Origin of the sequence: Microbulbifer sp. SAOS-129_SWC, assembly GCF_039696035.1 — a bacterium.
In the GTDB taxonomy this organism is placed as follows: domain Bacteria; phylum Pseudomonadota; class Gammaproteobacteria; order Pseudomonadales; family Cellvibrionaceae; genus Microbulbifer.
Window position 1 is genome coordinate 4,484,804 of sequence record NZ_CP155567.1, and the last position, 14,889, is coordinate 4,499,692.

Consider the following 14,889-nt stretch of genomic DNA (forward strand, 5'->3'; position numbering starts at 1 on the left):
ACTACTCGGCCTCCCGCCGGGCAAAGCGTTCGCGCAGGAGACGCACCCGCGCCTCCAGGCGCTCGGTGGCCAGCGCCGCCTGCGCCAGGTCGTCGGCAAAGGCCTCGAATTGCGCCCGCGGCGGCGTGATACGCCACTCCTCACTGATCGCCTCGGCGGCCGCCTGCGGCGCGCGCTGCAGGTTGTCGTGCAGCCAGCGGCTGGCGGCGCGCAGCGCATTGCCCACCGTATGTGCCGGCACATCCCCCACCAACTGCGCCAGCGGCGCCTCCCAGTCGATGTCGAGATCGCGCAGGATCGACTGCAGCTCTGCCAGCAACGCGCTGGAACCGCTGACGCTCACGCCCAGCTTGGCCGGCGTCGCATCCGCCTCGCGCAGCAGGCGCAGGAAGGCCAGCGCCGAACCGGCCAGCCGCGTCGACGCCGCACCCTCCACATGGTGGCGCACCTGCACCTGATCGCCCTCGATACACAGGAACAGGTGCAGCTGCGGCGCGCTGAGATCCAGCTCCAGGCACTTGCCGTCGAGTTTCTCGAGGCGCAGGCGGGTGCCCGGGTCATAGCGCAGGGCAGTGTTGATGGCGGTTTCCAGAGCGGCGTCGAAGCCGGCGCGGAATGTGGGGTCAGTCATGGGCTAAAGATACAGAGGGTGGATGCTAAGACGCTGCTGCTGGGGGCCGTTTGAGAAACGATTGCCGATGAGGCTGTTGAACAAACGGCCACCGGCAGCAGCGCCGCCACAGGGTCAGGCTCAAGCCCCATCAGGGCTTGATGCCCTTGTGCAGGGCCACGATGCCGCCAGTCATATTGTGGAACTCGCAGTCTACAAAGCCGGCGTCTGCCATCATCTGCTTCAGCGTCTCCTGGTCCGGGTGCATGCGGATGCTCTCCGCCAGGTAGCGGTAGCTCTCGGCATCGTTGGCCACCAGTTTGCCCATAAACGGCAGCAGGCGGAAGGAGTACTGGTCGTAGACCTTCTCCAGCAGTTTCGACTCCGGCTTGGAGAACTCCAGCACCAGCAGGCGGCCGCCGGGCTTCAGCACGCGCAGCATCGAGCGCAGCGCCAGATCCTTGTCGGTGACATTGCGCAGGCCGAAGGCGATGGTGATGCAATCGAAAGTGTTGTCGGGGAAGGGCAGGTACTGGGCATCCGCCTGCACCGGCACCACATTGCCGGCGATACCGCGGTCGAACAGGCGATCACGGCCCACCTTCAACATCGACTCGTTGATATCCGCCAGCACCACCTGCCCCTCCGGGCCGACGATGCGCGAGAAGCGCGCGGTCAGGTCGCCAGTGCCGCCGGCGATATCCAGGATCGTCTGGCCCTTTCTGGCGCCGGACAGCTCGATGGTGAAGCGCTTCCACAGCCGGTGAACCCCGCCGGACATCAGGTCGTTCATCACATCGTAGCGCGCCGCTACGGAATGGAAGACATCCGCCACACGGCCGGCCTTCTCATCCACCGGAACCTCTTGAAAGCCGAAGTGGGTGGTCTTGCGATCCTTCATAGTGTCCTTGCTGAGCCTCTGTTATGCGCCAAATCAAGAGGCGCCATTGTACTTGAGGGGTCGGCAAAGTGATATTTGTTCTCTACAGGGAGCAGGCCGAGCGAAAAATCAGCCGAGCTTTTTGGGTTACTAACTTCGCAGCTCTGCGCGCATCAACCAAAGCGTACTTGTCGCCCTTGGCCGCAGCCACTTGCCGCCTTAAAAAACATAATCGGCGCCAAAAATGCAGATTGAGGGAACTTTTGCCTCAATCGTTAATACAGTACGGCAGATATGACTTATCTGTACAAAAAAAATCATCAAAGGCCTCTAAGGGGTTATAAGAATTATGAAAGGAAATCTACTCTCTATCGCCATTCGAGGCGCGATTCTGACGGCTGTGGGGGCAGTCCCGGCATTCGCACAAGAGCAATCCCAAGCAGATTCGGCAACAACCGTCGCTACCGAAACCGTCAAAAAGAAAGATGACGCGACGAAGCTCAAACCCAATGACGATGGCAGCATCGAGCAGGTAACCGTCACCGGTTCTCGTATCTCGCGCCCCAATGCCGTCAGCCCGACGCCGGTCACTACTGTAACTGCGGAAGATATCAGCCTGAGTGGCGAAACCAACCTCGGCGACTTCCTGAACGATATGCCTCAGTTGCGCTCCACCTACTCAGGCAACAACTCCGGCCGCTTTATCGGCACCGTGGGTCTGAACCTGCTCGACCTCCGCGGACTTGGCACTTCACGCACCCTGGTACTGCAGGACGGCCGCCGCCATATTGGCTCATCCGTCGGTACCTCCTCGGTCGATATCAACACCATTCCGGAAGACCTGATTGAGCGCGTCGATGTGATCACCGGTGGCGCTTCTGCCGTATATGGTGCCGACGCTGTAACCGGCGTAGTCAACTTCATCATGAAAGATGACTTCGAAGGCCTGAAGGTCAATGCCTACGGCAGTGATACTGACAACGGAGGTGCCGCCACCACCGAGCTGTCCATCACCTTCGGTCAGAACCTGTTCGACGGCCGCGCCAATATCGCCGGCAGTATCGACCACTCCAGCCGCGGCGATGTCTATGGTACCGACCGCGAATGGATCACCAAGGGCTGGGGCACTCTCTTGAACCCGGACGACACCGGTCCCGATGACGGCATCCCGGACCGCATCGTAGTTCCCAACTACACCTTGCCCGTACTGAGTGACGCTGGCTTCGCCTATACAGATCTCGGCCTGTATACCTTCAATGAAGACGGCACCGCGCGCACCGTACAGTACGGCGATATGTGCGATGCGAGCGGCCGCTGCAGCGGGGGTGATGGTTACCGCTGGATCGGCCAGTACCAGATGTATCCACGCATGACGACCGACAACCTGTTTGTAAAAGGTCACTTCGACCTCTCCGATTCCATGCAAGTGTTCGGTGAAGCCAAGTACGTGAACCACGAAGCAGAAAGTTTCGGGCAGGCGAGCTTCAGCTACGACGTCTATTCATCCACCAACCCATATCTCGACAAGAACTTCTCCGACGAGTTGGTTGCGGCCGGCATTCCCGCTTTTGGCATGTACCGCATGCATTCCGACCTCGGTTACCGGGGCGATCTGGCGAAACGCGAGACCCAGCGTTATGTACTGGGACTGAAAGGCGATATCGCTGGCAACTGGAACTATGAAACCAGCCTGGTTTATGGCGAGTACAACGGCGATATCACCTATCTCAACAACCGCAATAATGAGCATTTCGCACAAGCCATTGATGCGGTTGAACTCAACGGAGAGATTGTCTGCGCCGACGCAGAGGCTCGCGCTAATGGCTGTCAGCCACTGGACCTCTTCGGCTACGGCCGCGCCTCCAAGGAAGCTATCGACTACGTCATGCTGCAGAACACCGGTTCGCAGGAGAAGATGACCCAAGCCGTCGCCTCGGGCTATATCGGCGGTGATATTTTCAACTTGCCGGCGGGCCCGCTCTCGGTGGTAGGTGGCTTCGAATACCGCAAGGAAACCAGTGCCGTAGACTTTGACGACATCATCAAGAACGGCGAGACGTTCATGAACGCGCTGGCATCCACCGACGGTGACTACGATGTCAGCGAAGCTTACATGGAAGCCTCTGCGCCGCTGCTGTCCGATCTACCCGGTGTCCAGAGTCTGGTGCTCGAAACCGCATATCGCGCTTCCGACTACTCCACCATCGGCAGCACTGACGCCTGGAAAGCCGGTCTGGACTGGACCATCACCGAAGATGTTCGTGTTCGGGCCACAGTCTCTCAAGCCGTGCGCGCTCCAAATATCGATGAGCTGTATGCGCCACTGGGGCAAAACTTCTTCAACATCAACGACCCCTGCGATGCCGACGAGCTGCCCTATGCACCGGATCCCGCGCAGCGCAGCGCTAACTGTGCCGCACTGGGTCTCAGCCCCGATTACCAGTCTCCCTGGAACGAGGGCCCGACTCTGCCCGGTTATAGCGGCGGCAACGTTAATCTGATGGAGGAGACGGCCAAGACGCTGACTTACGGTGTCGTCATCACCCCGCGCTTTGCCGAAGGTCTGACCATCACCGCAGATCTCTGGGATATCGAGATTGATGACGCCATATCTTCTTATAGTGGGCAGACTATTCTGGACAAGTGTGTTGATGCCTCCTCCATCAACAACCAGTTCTGTGGCAATATCGAGCGCGGCGCCAACGGTGACCTGGTCTCCCTGACCAGCTCCGCCCTGAATGCTTCCAAGCTGACCGCACGTGGCATTGACTATGAAGTTCGCTATCAATTGTCACTGGCAGACCTGTTCCGCTCCGAGCTTGGCAGCCTTTCGTTCGGTCTGCAGGGCACCCGCCTGCTGGAACGCGATGACTACTCATTCCAGAGTGAGCCAGACAGCGCCGACCGCGTAGACGGTGAACTGGGCGATCCCACTGACAGCTTTAACCTCAGCGTCACCTACCGCATTGGCGATCTGGCCGTGAACTGGCGCCAGCGTTACCTTGACGATATGGCCCTGTACGAGTTGGAAAAGGAGCGTCCGGAAAGCGCCGCTCCGAGCCATACCGGGGTGGTCCGCTACAACAGCATGCGCGCCAGCTACCTGTTCACGGACTCGTTCGAATTGTATAGCGGCGTTAACAATATCGGAGACACCGAGCCCCCCGCCTATCTGAGTGGTACCGGTGGCGGCTCCGGCATCTACGATACTTTGGGTCGCACCTATTACATGGGCATTAATTACACCTATTAAGACCTAGACCCTAAAAATAAGAACCAATGAAACCGGGCACTACGCCCGCGCTTTAGAAGCCGCATCTCTCGATGCGGCTTTTTTAATATCACTATCCACGCAAGTGCTCGACAATAAAGTCTCTCACTAAAATTCGGGGGCAGGCATAAAGGTAAAGTCCCCATGGCCTACCGGCTCGACAGCGATAACGCACTCAGGCGCGCCCTGCGCAAGGCCGCGCAGCACCAGCTGGCGCGCGCCGCCACCGATCTGCGCACGCTGGCGGAAGAGGAGGCGGTGCACGCCCTGCGCAAGCACTGCAAGAAGATGCGCGCCCTGCTGCGCCTGGTGCGCAGCGATGCCGAAGCCCTGTACCGCGCCGAGAACGCCCACTACCGTGCCCTCGCCGAGACCCTCGCCGCCAGCCGCGACGCGGTATCGCTGCGCGACGCGCTGGACAAGCTGGCGCCGGTGGATCAGTACCCGCATATCCGCGCGTTTCTCGAAGCCCGCATCGCTCCGACTGGCGCGGAGGCGTTGCAGCGCGCCGCCGCACTGCTCGAACAGGGCGCCAGCCGTGTCGACCACTGGCCGCTGCAACCATTGCGCTGGCGCAGCGCCCGCCGGGGTTACCAGCGCGGATACCGGCGCGCGCGCGAAGCCATGCACGACACCCTCGCCGAAGCCACGCCGGAGCAGTTTCACGAATACCGCAAACGGGTCAAGGACCAGTGGTATCACACGCGGCTGCTCGAGGGTAAATACCGCGCGCCGTTGCACGGCCGGCGCAAGCCGCTGAAAACGCTGGCACAGGCGCTCGGCGACTGGCGCGACCTGCAGCTGCTGCGCCGGCTGCTGGCGCTCGAGGGCAATGCCTTTCACAGCGAACTGATCCCGCTGCTGGACGCCAGCGATACGCGCCTCGACGCGCTGCAGCGGCAGATAGAAACGCTCGGCCAGCAGCTGTTTGCCACGGCAAAATTCCGCTTCGGCCGTGCCTGAACGCAGCCCCGCAGCAGCCCACATCCACTCCCAACACCAACCGCCAGCGCAGCCGATACCACTATTTCGCGCCTGGCGCGTGTTTTTTGGCATAATCGATACCAACCACTCGCAGGAAGGAATCGACAACAAAATGCTGGACTGGCTCAATACCCACATCGCCTACTGGCACTGGCTGGTACTCGGCCTGCTGCTGATCACCGCGGAGATCTTCGTCTCCGGCTTTATTCTGTTCTGGTTCGGCCTCGCCGCGCTGTTCATGGGCGCGCTGCTGATCGTCGTGCCCATGCCGATTACCCTGCAGCTGCTGCTGTGGGCCGGCGCCTCCATCGCACTGCTGGTCGCCTGGCTCAAGTTTATGCGCCCGCAGTGGAAAGACCGCACCACCTCCGGGATGGCCGCCGAGGCACTGACCGGGCAGGTGGGGCTGGTGCTTGAATCCAACGTGGGTCGCAACCGCGGCCGCCTCAAGTTTCCCGCACCGATCCTCGGTGAAGAGGAGTGGCTGTTTATCTGCACCGACGACGTCGCCATTGGTGACCGCGTGCGGGTCACCGACATCTCCGGCAATACGCTGATCGTCGTGCGCGTTTGACTCACAACGATACACACATTCAAAAAAACGCTTATTAGAACTACACAGGGAGTAAAGCCGTGGAAGGTTTATCAGTCATTCTGGCGCTGGTGGTACTCGTCATCGTCACCATCGCCATGGGTGTGCGCATCGTACCGCAGGGTTCCAAGCATATCGTCCAGCGCCTGGGCAAATTCCACAAGACACTGACACCGGGCATGAACGTGATTATCCCCTACGTGGATCAGGTGCCCTACAAGGTGACCACCAAGGATATCGTGCTGGATATTCCCTCGCAGGAGGTGATCACCCAGGATAATGCCACGATCATTGCCAACGCCGTGGCCTATATCAATATCGTCTCGCCGGAGAAGGCCGTATACGGTGTCGAGGACTACACCATCGCGATCCAGAACCTGGTACAGACCGCCCTGCGCTCCATTGTCGGCGAGATGTCGCTCGACTCGGCGCTGTCGTCGCGCGATCTGATCAAGGCAAAACTGAAAGAGGGCATCTCCGACGATATCGCCGACTGGGGTATCAACCTGAAAACGGTGGAGATCCAGGATATCAACCCGTCCGCCACCATGCAGAAAGCCATGGAAGAGCAAGCCGCCGCCGAACGCCAGCGCCGCGCCACCGTCACCCGCGCCGAGGGCGAGAAACAGGCCGCCATCCTCGAGGCGGACGGCCGGCTGGAAGCCTCCAAGCGCGACGCCAAGGCGCAGGTCGTCCTGGCCGACGCCAGCCGCGAGGCGATCGAACGCGTCACCCAGGCGATCGGTGAACAGGAAATGCCGGTAATGTACCTGCTGGGCCAGCGCTATATCGACGCGCTGTCCGAACTGTCCCAGTCTGAGAATGCCAAGAATGTGATCTTCCCGGCGGATCTGCCCAATGCGGTGAAGGGGTTGTTGAACCGCTAATACCGCAATAAACCCGGGCCTAAATGGTCCGGGTGAGCCGTCTTATGACCTGACCTACCACACCCTTCCTAGGCAGCATTTCTGCTAATGGAAAAATCCAGGATAGTAAAAAAATAAAAGCGAATATTTCATGAATAACAATCCATATGAAGCACCAAGCGCTGAATTGGGCCATTTAGCCCAAAGGGAGCCTGGCGAAATCTATTCACCCAACCAAATAACAGCAGGTTCATTCCTGGGAGGTCCAATTGCTGCGATTTACTTCCTTAGATCCAACTACTTAATTATTGGAAAATTGGAACATGCAAAAAAAGTCCTGGTATTTGGCATATTATTTATTATCATTTTGATCGGGATAATTCCTTTTGTGCCAGAGAACCTCCCAAATTTATTTATTCCTTTCGTTTACACCTTGGCGGCCAAACAAATAGCCGCCGCAACGCAACCCTCAAGGGAAGAAATAGACAAGGATACCAGATACTCTTTCCCATCAAATTGGAAAGTGCTTGGCATAACATTAATATCTGCAATTATTTTTATTATCGTTCTGGCGGCCGCAATGTTCTTTATGGATGGAATCGGCCTCATAAATTTAAGTTAACCAGTTAACTAACTGCGTGCGTGAAAACCGCGTTCCGAATAATCTCCCTGTGCGTCGGCTGATGCTTATCTGAAGATGGCTTTATTCACCTTTTAGCCAGTCCGCGCAAGAGGAGGTGATGGAAATTGATGCAGGAATAAATCCGTGAATAAAAAAATAATAATTTCTCTCTCGCTAGTCACCCTGGCAACCGTCCTGTTTTTTACCCAGGTGACGATTTTCGTGGTGCAACCGATCGGCGCAGTACCCAAGGGCAAAACCCTGATAATGCTGCGCATGAACAAAACAAAGCTTATTGATAGTGCCGACGCCATGTGCGCAAGGGAAATGGGCAGTGTCAACCTGCTCTGCCGGGGAATGATTATGGCCGTGGTAGTCAATAAGGGCACCATTCTGCTACGTCTGCCTTACAGCGAATTTTTATATGGCATCTCTACCGACGGCAAGAAATACGCCAGGTAATCATATCGGACTCGGGGTCGTCTAATGACAGCTCTCCCCCCCGACAAGACAGTGGCATGGACGGATTAGCGCACGACAGCGCTGAAGTGATATTTCTGCGTGGATTTGGCGCATCCCGAATTGCACGATAATTGACCGGTTCAGCTCCCGTTTAGCTTTGCGGCGGGAAAATAGCAGCTATACAGAAAGCCTTAATACGTACCTGTAAAATATTGCGATAATCAGCTTCAGAGCGGCACTCTGGCACTTGCCTCATCCCGGGAGCCGCATGCCATAATCGAACATTGCGCCCGGATTAATCGATATTACCCAAGGAGATCTCAATGAAGCGCCTGTTTTTTCTGTCCCTGCTGCTCATGTTCGGCAGCTCATTTGCTGCCGCGGCAGACCAGCCAGTCGCCGGCGAGGACTACATCGAGATCGCCGGAGGCCGCCCGATGTCCCCGGCCGACGGCAAGGTCGTGGTCGAGGAGTTCTTCAACTATATCTGTCCGGCGTGTAACAAGTTCGAGCCGCAGTTCTCGGCCTGGGCGAAGAAGCAGCCGGCCTATGTCCGGATCGACCATGTACCGGCCGCCTTCCGCAAGGACTTCGAGCCCTACGCTTATGCCTACTACACGGCGCAGATTTTCGGCATCGCCGACAAGACACACCAGGCCGCCTACGATGCGGTGCACCGCACCCACACGCTGCCGTCGGAGGGCGAAACGCCCGACGAAGCGAAGATCGCGCAGTTCTATGCCGGATACGGCGTGGACCCGCAGAAGTTCCTCGCCACGATGAAGAGCTTTGGCGTCAAGTCCAAGGTGCGCCGCGCCACCGAACACCTGCAGCGCAGCCAGGTGCGCAGCACCCCGTCGCTGCTGATCGATGGCCGCTACCTGGTCAAGGGCAAGTCCTTCGCGGACAAGTTGCGTATCGCGGATTACCTGATCCAGAAGGAGCATGCTGCAAAGCAGCAGTAATGCCTGCAGCCTGAAGGTTTCTGTACCCGCGGTACGGAAACCGCCAGAAGGGTGACCCCAGAATGGTAATTGGGGTCGCCCTTTTTTATGGGTCACAGGCGGTTAACCAGCAGCTATTGCCTGCTGCGGGCTATCGATGCAGCTTGGGGTAGTCGAACAGCTCGACACGGCCGCAGGATTCAGCCAGTTCACGCCAGTGGGCAATGCCCAGGTGAATATGCAGTACCGCAGCCGTGGGAAACTTGGCCAGCCGCTCGTGGGTGAGATAGCACGCCAGGTCTTCGAGCCCGGGGTTGTGTGCGACCAGTATCAGGTGGCGCCAGCGGTCGCTCTGCCGCTGCAGTTGCTGCAACAGCGCCTCGCAGCTGGCGGCGTAGAGTTCGGGCTGCACCAGTACCTGTTCGCTGCCCAGCTGTAATGCGTCGGCCAGGGCCCTGGCCGTCGTCAGTGCCCGTAGCGCGCCGCTGGTCAGCAGGCGGTCCGGCACCAGACCGGCGTCGGCATAAAAGTCCCGCACTCTCCGGGCCATGGCGGGGAGGTCGCGCTGGCCGCGCTTGTTGAGCGGGCGCTCAAAATCATTCAGGGCGGGATCCGCCCAGCTGGATTTGGCGTGCCGGATCAGTGTGAGCTTTTTCATCGCAGTGCCCGATTCGCTGGTGTGATGGCGGTATCGGCATGACCTTGATGCTCAGGCAGGTCGGCCCATCTGCATCAGTCGTCGCCCGTCATCCGTCCTCATCACCATTATTAAAGCCGATGAGTCGCCGATACAGGATAAAAGAGTAGGCAACCAGAAAGGCACAAATAGCGATCAGGCCCCAGATCAGCACCTGGGCACTGCCCCAAAACAGCACCGCCACCAGCATCACAAGGCCCCAGATAACAAACAGGTAACCGGCCAGGCGGTGGGTCCTGTCCCAGACCTCGGCGCTGGCCAGGGTCCAGGGTGTGCGGATGCCGATAAAAAAATTCTTGCGCAGCTTGCCCATGTAATTGCCGAGCAGCAGAAACACCAGCCCCAGCCCGAGGCCAATCACCCGCTCCATCTGCAGGTGCACACCGCGGGCGATCAGTATCTGCACCGCGTAGATCACCAGCAGAAAAGCCACCAGTATATTAATCAGCAGGCCCACCACGCGGCTGAACTGGTCCAGGCGATAGCCACGTGGCGAAAAACGCAGAAAGAGCTCACTCAGGAGCAACAGTCCCAGCATGGTCAATGGCAGCGTGAGCACGCCCCACAGGCGCGGCATGGTGCCATCCACTTCACCGGCCAGGTTCCAGTGTGCCGGGATTTCCGCCGGCAGCGACGCGTAGTTGACGGCACCGAATGCCAGCGCCAGCAGGATAAATCCGATCGAGAGCATACGATTGTGCAGAATCATGGGGTTAATCTCCCGCGCGACCAAAAAGATCGAACATCAGCGCCGCCACGTCCTCGAACACGCTGGTATTCAGTGAGTAGTAAATCTGCTGCCCGCGCCTTTCGCTGCGCACCAGCTCTGCCGCCTTGAGTACATTGAAGTGGTGGGACAGGGAGGCGCGGGTGATATCGAACTGCGCGGCGATGTCCCCGGCGCTCATGGAGCCGGCGCGCAGGCGCCGCAGAATCTCCCGCCGGGTGGGATCGGACAAGGCTTTAAAAATATTCTGCTGTTCCACCGTCGAACCCCTGCGCGCTGCGACTTGTGGCTTCGGCGCGATCATCGCGTCACTTAGATATTTAGACAATATTCTAAATATCTAAGTGAGGCAATTTCGCCCTTCCAGGAATCCCGCTATCAGTGACAAAATTGGCGCACAAATAAACCCAGAGTGGGAAATTTCGATCAGGCAGGTCGTTGTCGGCAGTCTGACGGCACGGGGCCATCTCGCGATACCGGCCGCTCGATTTGGCCTAGCCACCAGAATTGAACCCTGTGCGTGAATCACAGACTCCCGGCGGATAAATTACCGGATTTCTGCGCGGGGTTTTGTCGCAGTTTCCACGCGATCGACGGCTGGGTGAGGATTTTTTGCGCGACCGAATGTTCTATTTCCCGCCGATTAACGGCTTAAGCGCGTCACATTTGTGAGCCGCATCACAAATATATGACACCGCTGTCATAGCGCGTCGGTACCAATTGCAAAGATCCCTAACACATCACGGTGCGCAGGCGGGATCACTTCCCTAATAATTCACCGAAAACGGCTTTGCACGCCATTCGTGCCGGCCTTCAGGAGTGCATTTTTGTATCCCGTTCACTTCAGTGAAGATTGCACGCGGCTCTCGCCAGACAAGGCAAGCCACCTTTGCGCGGGAGCTGCGCAATTGAAATCAACAAGGGATTTACATGAAAAAAATACTCACCACTTTAGCCATCGTAGCGTGCGGATTCTTCTCCGCCTGGTCGCTAGCCGACACTACGGTTTCCGCTACCGGTTACGGCACCACATATACTGAAGCCAGTGTCTCGGCGAAAAATCAGTTGCTGGGCCAATATCCCACGGCTCAGAATGTTTATGTTGCGGGTTGCACAAACCCGCCGGTTGGCGCGCCCTGGCAGTGCACCGCTTACGGCACGATTTCCACAAGTGCCAGCAGCAGTAGCTGTCAGGTAACGTCGATTACCGGCTATGGCACCAGTCAGGTGAGTGCCTATGAGGCAACCATGTCGCAGTGGTACAGCAGTTATTCCACTGAGCCCGGCATTAATTGCCAGCCCTCGCCGGTAGGCCCTCCCTGGCAATGTACTGCCACCGGCTGCAAAGACTGAGCCAAGCGGCTCCCGCCAGGCGCGGGAGTCCAATTCAAAATTTCCCGTTTGAGAAGCTATTTCTGTGGTCAACTAAGCGGGCAATTCAAGCGAGCGAATCCGGCAGGAATTCCTGGGAGAATGCATTTCACCAGTCAGGTTGCGGAAATCATCGCGATGAAATGGAATGGCTCAATTTAGATAACACATCAACGTTGTTGCTGATTTGGTCAACCACGCCGCTGCCGTTCATGGCGCCGCTATGCCGCTATACCACTGCACTGCATACCAGAGCACGTACAGGTATCCGTAAATCACGCGGCAGTGGTTCAGGCGCTGCCAGTCGGCGGGAATGATCCACCGCGATGGTCAGGCCGGCACTTGCACCAGGGCGGTGTCACCGGTGGATAGCTCGCGCCGATAGATGGCCAGCCACGGGAAAAAGCCGACGATCACAATAGTCACATAGAGCACAAACAACAGCGCGGTCAGATAGAGACCGCGGTCGATAGTCTAAACAGCGAATGGATACCGGCGATGGCTACACATCTAGCGTAGCGGCAGGTTCAGCAGTTACCTTTCTTGGCCTGCCCCGGTGGGCAGTGCTTCTGATGTCCGCCCACCGTAACGCCGGGGATTCTGACCTTGGCGGGCTCCAGTTTCACACTGGGGCCAACGAGTTCACATCCGTTGAGAAAAGCTGCGGTGCAAAGAATCAGCGCGATTTTTACTTTCATTGAAATACTGCGGTTAATGGATTTGGCGCTGAGTTTAAAGTCTTGCGTGGCTGGCGGTCTATTCATCCCCCGTGCTTTTTGTCAAACTTGAGGGCCATTTCTCACTGCACGTTTTCCGAAGGCAGGACAGATCGAAGGGAGCTTGGCGCGACCGTTAGGATACATAGAGTCAGGTCAACTTTATGCGCTGAAATGCGGAATCAATATCACGCTACCCTGCTGATCTATCCCATTTCTTCCGGGGCGCCAGATAAAAGCCCTACCCACCGACAGAGGAAACCAGTACAAATAAACTGCGAGCATTATTGATAATGTCATTTTTGACCCGGCGCTCCATCATGGCCCCGGTACACCACTGCACCGCATACCACAATACCGATAAATATCTGTAGATAACCCGCCAGTGATCCAGCCGCTGCCAATCGATCTGTGTTGTCAGTCGGCGCAGGTATTCTGTGAGTAACAGCTCCTGCTGCCGCTTGTCCAGCCGGTGCTCTTCCACGATCACCGCCAGTTCATAAAAGGGATCGCCCATCGCCGCGTACTCCCAGTCTATCGCATACAGGATTTCGTTCTCGGCGACTATCAGGTTTGTCATCAGTAAATCGTTGTGACAAAGGCAGGCGCCGTTATTCAGTGATTTTGCGCCGGCAATATGCCGCTGGACCTTTTGCTCCAGCGCTCGCAATTCGGTATAGAAATCGGCTCCCTCATCGATGGAGCGCCAGTAACTCGCCACCTTATCGTCTATGTCCAGGCATGCATCGATGGCCGGTAGTGCGTGGATGCTGCGCACCAGCTGGACCAGCTGCTTCAGCGCAGCGGCTCCGGCCGCGCGCCACGGCTCTCCGTGGATATAGCGGGTTACCAGATATTGATGGCCAGGATCGCAGTAAATGAGCGGGGCGCACAGGCCGGCATTGTCGGCGCGTCGGAGGGCGGCTGACTCCGCCGAGCGGTTTATATCCAGCGCAGCGCTGTTCGCCGAGTTTCTGCGCAACACCAGCTGTTCACCGCCTGCGACGATCAGATAACTCCGGTTCGTCAGGCCACCGCTCAGCGACCCCGCCAACGAGGGTTCGGTTGCGCTCCAGCGCTGCCAGTCGGGTGGAATAATGTCAGGTTGTGACTCCGGTAGTTGGGCCATTACTGTTCAACCATTACCGGGTCGATGCTCGACGACTGTTCTGTAAGCCCCGTCGCGGTTGCGCCGCGGGCGAGCCTTTCCCGTTTGTAGATGGCTCGCCACTGGAAAAACCCCACGATCACGATAATCACATACAGCACAAACAGCAGCGCAGTCAGATAGAGACCGCGGTCGATATACAGATAGATGGACACCCCGTCGAACAGGATCCAGTAGAGCCAGTTCTCCAGCACCTTGCGCGTGACCATAAAGGTGGTGATGACGGCACCCCAGGTGGTAAAGGAATCGAGAAACGGGCGCGCGGCGCTGGTGGAAGCGCTGAGCACGCTGCCGAACAGCAGTGTCAGCACCCCCACTGCGGCGAAGGCGAGCAGGTGGGTTTTGAGGGGCCAGCGGTGGATCTGCAGGTTCTGCTGTTGGTCGGGGTGGTAGCGCCACTGCCACCAGCCGTAGACCGCCATGATCAGGTAGAACACCTGCAGGGCCGATTCCATAAACAGGCTGACATCCCGGAACAGGAACAGGTAGATGGCGGTGCTGACAAAGGCGGCGTACCAGCAGCTGATCTTTTCCTGCATCGCCAGCAGCAGGTAGGCCAGGGCCAGCACCACGGCAATGATTTCCCAGCCGGACATCGCGGCATAGGCACTGGCGATGGCGCGGCCGATTTCGCTGTCAGGCATTGCGCTGTTCCGGCGATAGGTCGCCATCGATAAATTTGCACACGAAAATGGCGCGACCGTGTTTTTCGTAGGCGGTGCGCATTTCCTGTTTGAGCACATCCATCAGCAGGTCGTAATCACCGAATACCTGGGTGCTCATGGTGTTGGTAATCACCCGGAGTTCCGGGTGGGTATTCAGGCGATCGATAAACGCCTGGATGCTGGGGATATACACATCTTTCAACGGGTACATACTGATTTCTACGGAAAGTTTCATCGTGGTGTCTCTCTCGCAACTGAATACAGGGTGCGCCGCACGCGCCGTTGTATGGCCTCTGGCGCACCCTGCCAGGTTA

Annotated in this window: 17 protein-coding genes; 8 read left to right on the forward strand and 9 right to left on the reverse strand. The window is 57.9% G+C overall.

Features of this window, described 5'->3' with window-relative positions:
- Position 1 precedes the first annotated feature (1 nt).
- Both ABDK11_RS19090 and ubiE read right to left on the reverse strand, forming a co-directional pair.
- On the reverse strand, positions 2-631 hold the full coding sequence (locus tag ABDK11_RS19090) for an SCP2 sterol-binding domain-containing protein (RefSeq protein WP_346838123.1): 630 nt from the start codon (positions 629-631) through the stop codon (positions 2-4).
- Between the two features lie 130 nt (positions 632-761).
- Positions 762-1,511, reverse strand: coding sequence for a bifunctional demethylmenaquinone methyltransferase/2-methoxy-6-polyprenyl-1,4-benzoquinol methylase UbiE (gene ubiE, locus ABDK11_RS19095; RefSeq protein ID WP_346838124.1), 750 nt, complete (start codon positions 1,509-1,511; stop codon positions 762-764).
- A 328-nt stretch (positions 1,512-1,839) separates the two neighbouring features.
- On the opposite strand from ubiE, the gene ABDK11_RS19100 reads away from it, so the two are divergent.
- The 7 genes from ABDK11_RS19100 (at position 1,840) to ABDK11_RS19130 (ending at position 9,252) form a co-directional block, all read left to right on the forward strand.
- Positions 1,840-4,743 (forward strand): TonB-dependent receptor, encoded by a 2,904-nt coding sequence (locus ABDK11_RS19100; protein WP_346838125.1) that lies wholly within the window; start codon positions 1,840-1,842, stop codon positions 4,741-4,743.
- 162 nt (positions 4,744-4,905) lie between these two features.
- A complete protein-coding gene (locus ABDK11_RS19105; protein ID WP_346838126.1) occupies positions 4,906-5,724 on the forward strand; it encodes a CHAD domain-containing protein in 819 nt (272 codons plus the stop codon).
- Between the two features lie 133 nt (positions 5,725-5,857).
- Positions 5,858-6,319, forward strand: a complete 462-nt coding sequence (locus ABDK11_RS19110) for an NfeD family protein (protein WP_346838127.1) — start codon at positions 5,858-5,860, stop codon at positions 6,317-6,319.
- Between the two features lie 59 nt (positions 6,320-6,378).
- Entirely contained in the window at positions 6,379-7,224 is an 846-nt protein-coding gene (locus tag ABDK11_RS19115) for an SPFH domain-containing protein (protein WP_346838128.1), read from the forward strand.
- Between the two features lie 130 nt (positions 7,225-7,354).
- A complete protein-coding gene (locus ABDK11_RS19120) occupies positions 7,355-7,825 on the forward strand; it encodes a hypothetical protein (protein ID WP_346838129.1) in 471 nt (156 codons plus the stop codon).
- Positions 7,826-7,969: 144 nt separating this feature from the next.
- Entirely contained in the window at positions 7,970-8,287 is a 318-nt protein-coding gene (locus ABDK11_RS19125; protein ID WP_346838130.1) for a hypothetical protein, read from the forward strand.
- A gap of 323 nt (positions 8,288-8,610) precedes the next feature.
- Positions 8,611-9,252, forward strand: a complete 642-nt coding sequence (locus ABDK11_RS19130; protein ID WP_346838131.1) for a thiol:disulfide interchange protein DsbA/DsbL — start codon at positions 8,611-8,613, stop codon at positions 9,250-9,252.
- A gap of 130 nt (positions 9,253-9,382) precedes the next feature.
- Here ABDK11_RS19130 and ABDK11_RS19135 read toward each other — a convergent pair whose 3' ends face one another.
- The 3 genes from ABDK11_RS19135 to ABDK11_RS19145 form a co-directional block, all read right to left on the reverse strand.
- Positions 9,383-9,889, reverse strand: a complete 507-nt coding sequence (locus ABDK11_RS19135) for a histidine phosphatase family protein (protein WP_346838132.1) — start codon at positions 9,887-9,889, stop codon at positions 9,383-9,385.
- Positions 9,890-9,977: 88 nt separating this feature from the next.
- The gene (locus ABDK11_RS19140; protein ID WP_346838133.1) at positions 9,978-10,637 is read right to left on the reverse strand and encodes an SdpI family protein; all 660 of its coding nucleotides are present in this window, start codon (positions 10,635-10,637) and stop codon (positions 9,978-9,980) included.
- A 4-nt stretch (positions 10,638-10,641) separates the two neighbouring features.
- Positions 10,642-10,914: an autorepressor SdpR family transcription factor gene (locus ABDK11_RS19145; RefSeq protein ID WP_346838134.1), complete on the reverse strand. Its 273-nt coding sequence runs from the start codon at positions 10,912-10,914 to the stop codon at positions 10,642-10,644.
- 671 nt (positions 10,915-11,585) lie between these two features.
- Between ABDK11_RS19145 and ABDK11_RS19150 the strand changes: the two genes are divergently transcribed.
- Positions 11,586-12,008, forward strand: a complete 423-nt coding sequence (locus ABDK11_RS19150; protein WP_346838135.1) for a hypothetical protein — start codon at positions 11,586-11,588, stop codon at positions 12,006-12,008.
- Between the two features lie 545 nt (positions 12,009-12,553).
- Here ABDK11_RS19150 and ABDK11_RS19155 read toward each other — a convergent pair.
- The 4 genes from ABDK11_RS19155 to ABDK11_RS19170 form a co-directional block, all read right to left on the reverse strand.
- Positions 12,554-12,724: a hypothetical protein gene (locus tag ABDK11_RS19155; RefSeq protein ID WP_346838136.1), complete on the reverse strand. Its 171-nt coding sequence runs from the start codon at positions 12,722-12,724 to the stop codon at positions 12,554-12,556.
- 259 nt (positions 12,725-12,983) lie between these two features.
- On the reverse strand, positions 12,984-13,871 hold the full coding sequence (locus ABDK11_RS19160) for a choline kinase family protein (protein WP_346838137.1): 888 nt from the start codon (positions 13,869-13,871) through the stop codon (positions 12,984-12,986).
- Positions 13,871-14,554 (reverse strand): nicotinamide riboside transporter PnuC, encoded by a 684-nt coding sequence (gene pnuC / locus ABDK11_RS19165; protein WP_346838138.1) that lies wholly within the window; start codon positions 14,552-14,554, stop codon positions 13,871-13,873. Before pnuC ends, ABDK11_RS19160 begins: the two co-directional genes overlap by 1 nt.
- Positions 14,547-14,810, reverse strand: coding sequence for a hypothetical protein (locus ABDK11_RS19170; protein WP_346838139.1), 264 nt, complete (start codon positions 14,808-14,810; stop codon positions 14,547-14,549). The genes pnuC and ABDK11_RS19170 overlap by 8 nt, the downstream gene beginning before the upstream one ends.
- Positions 14,811-14,889 lie beyond the last annotated feature (79 nt).

Bases quoted from the DNA above. Each gene is read 5' to 3' on its own strand.
- ABDK11_RS19090 (WP_346838123.1), bottom strand. From the start codon at position 631: ATGACTGACCCCACATTCCGCGCCGGCTTCGACGCCGCTCTGGAAACC.
- ubiE (WP_346838124.1), bottom strand. From the start codon at position 1,511: ATGAAGGATCGCAAGACCACCCACTTCGGCTTTCAAGAGGTTCCGGTG.
- ABDK11_RS19100 (WP_346838125.1), top strand. From the start codon at position 1,840: ATGAAAGGAAATCTACTCTCTATCGCCATTCGAGGCGCGATTCTGACG.
- ABDK11_RS19105 (WP_346838126.1), top strand. From the start codon at position 4,906: ATGGCCTACCGGCTCGACAGCGATAACGCACTCAGGCGCGCCCTGCGC.
- ABDK11_RS19110 (WP_346838127.1), top strand. From the start codon at position 5,858: ATGCTGGACTGGCTCAATACCCACATCGCCTACTGGCACTGGCTGGTA.
- ABDK11_RS19120 (WP_346838129.1), top strand. From the start codon at position 7,355: ATGAATAACAATCCATATGAAGCACCAAGCGCTGAATTGGGCCATTTA.
- ABDK11_RS19130 (WP_346838131.1), top strand. From the start codon at position 8,611: ATGAAGCGCCTGTTTTTTCTGTCCCTGCTGCTCATGTTCGGCAGCTCA.
- ABDK11_RS19135 (WP_346838132.1), bottom strand. From the start codon at position 9,889: ATGAAAAAGCTCACACTGATCCGGCACGCCAAATCCAGCTGGGCGGAT.
- ABDK11_RS19140 (WP_346838133.1), bottom strand. From the start codon at position 10,637: ATGATTCTGCACAATCGTATGCTCTCGATCGGATTTATCCTGCTGGCG.
- ABDK11_RS19150 (WP_346838135.1), top strand. From the start codon at position 11,586: ATGAAAAAAATACTCACCACTTTAGCCATCGTAGCGTGCGGATTCTTC.
- ABDK11_RS19155 (WP_346838136.1), bottom strand. From the start codon at position 12,724: ATGAAAGTAAAAATCGCGCTGATTCTTTGCACCGCAGCTTTTCTCAAC.
- ABDK11_RS19160 (WP_346838137.1), bottom strand. From the start codon at position 13,871: ATGGCCCAACTACCGGAGTCACAACCTGACATTATTCCACCCGACTGG.
- pnuC (WP_346838138.1), bottom strand. From the start codon at position 14,554: ATGCCTGACAGCGAAATCGGCCGCGCCATCGCCAGTGCCTATGCCGCG.
- ABDK11_RS19170 (WP_346838139.1), bottom strand. From the start codon at position 14,810: ATGAAACTTTCCGTAGAAATCAGTATGTACCCGTTGAAAGATGTGTAT.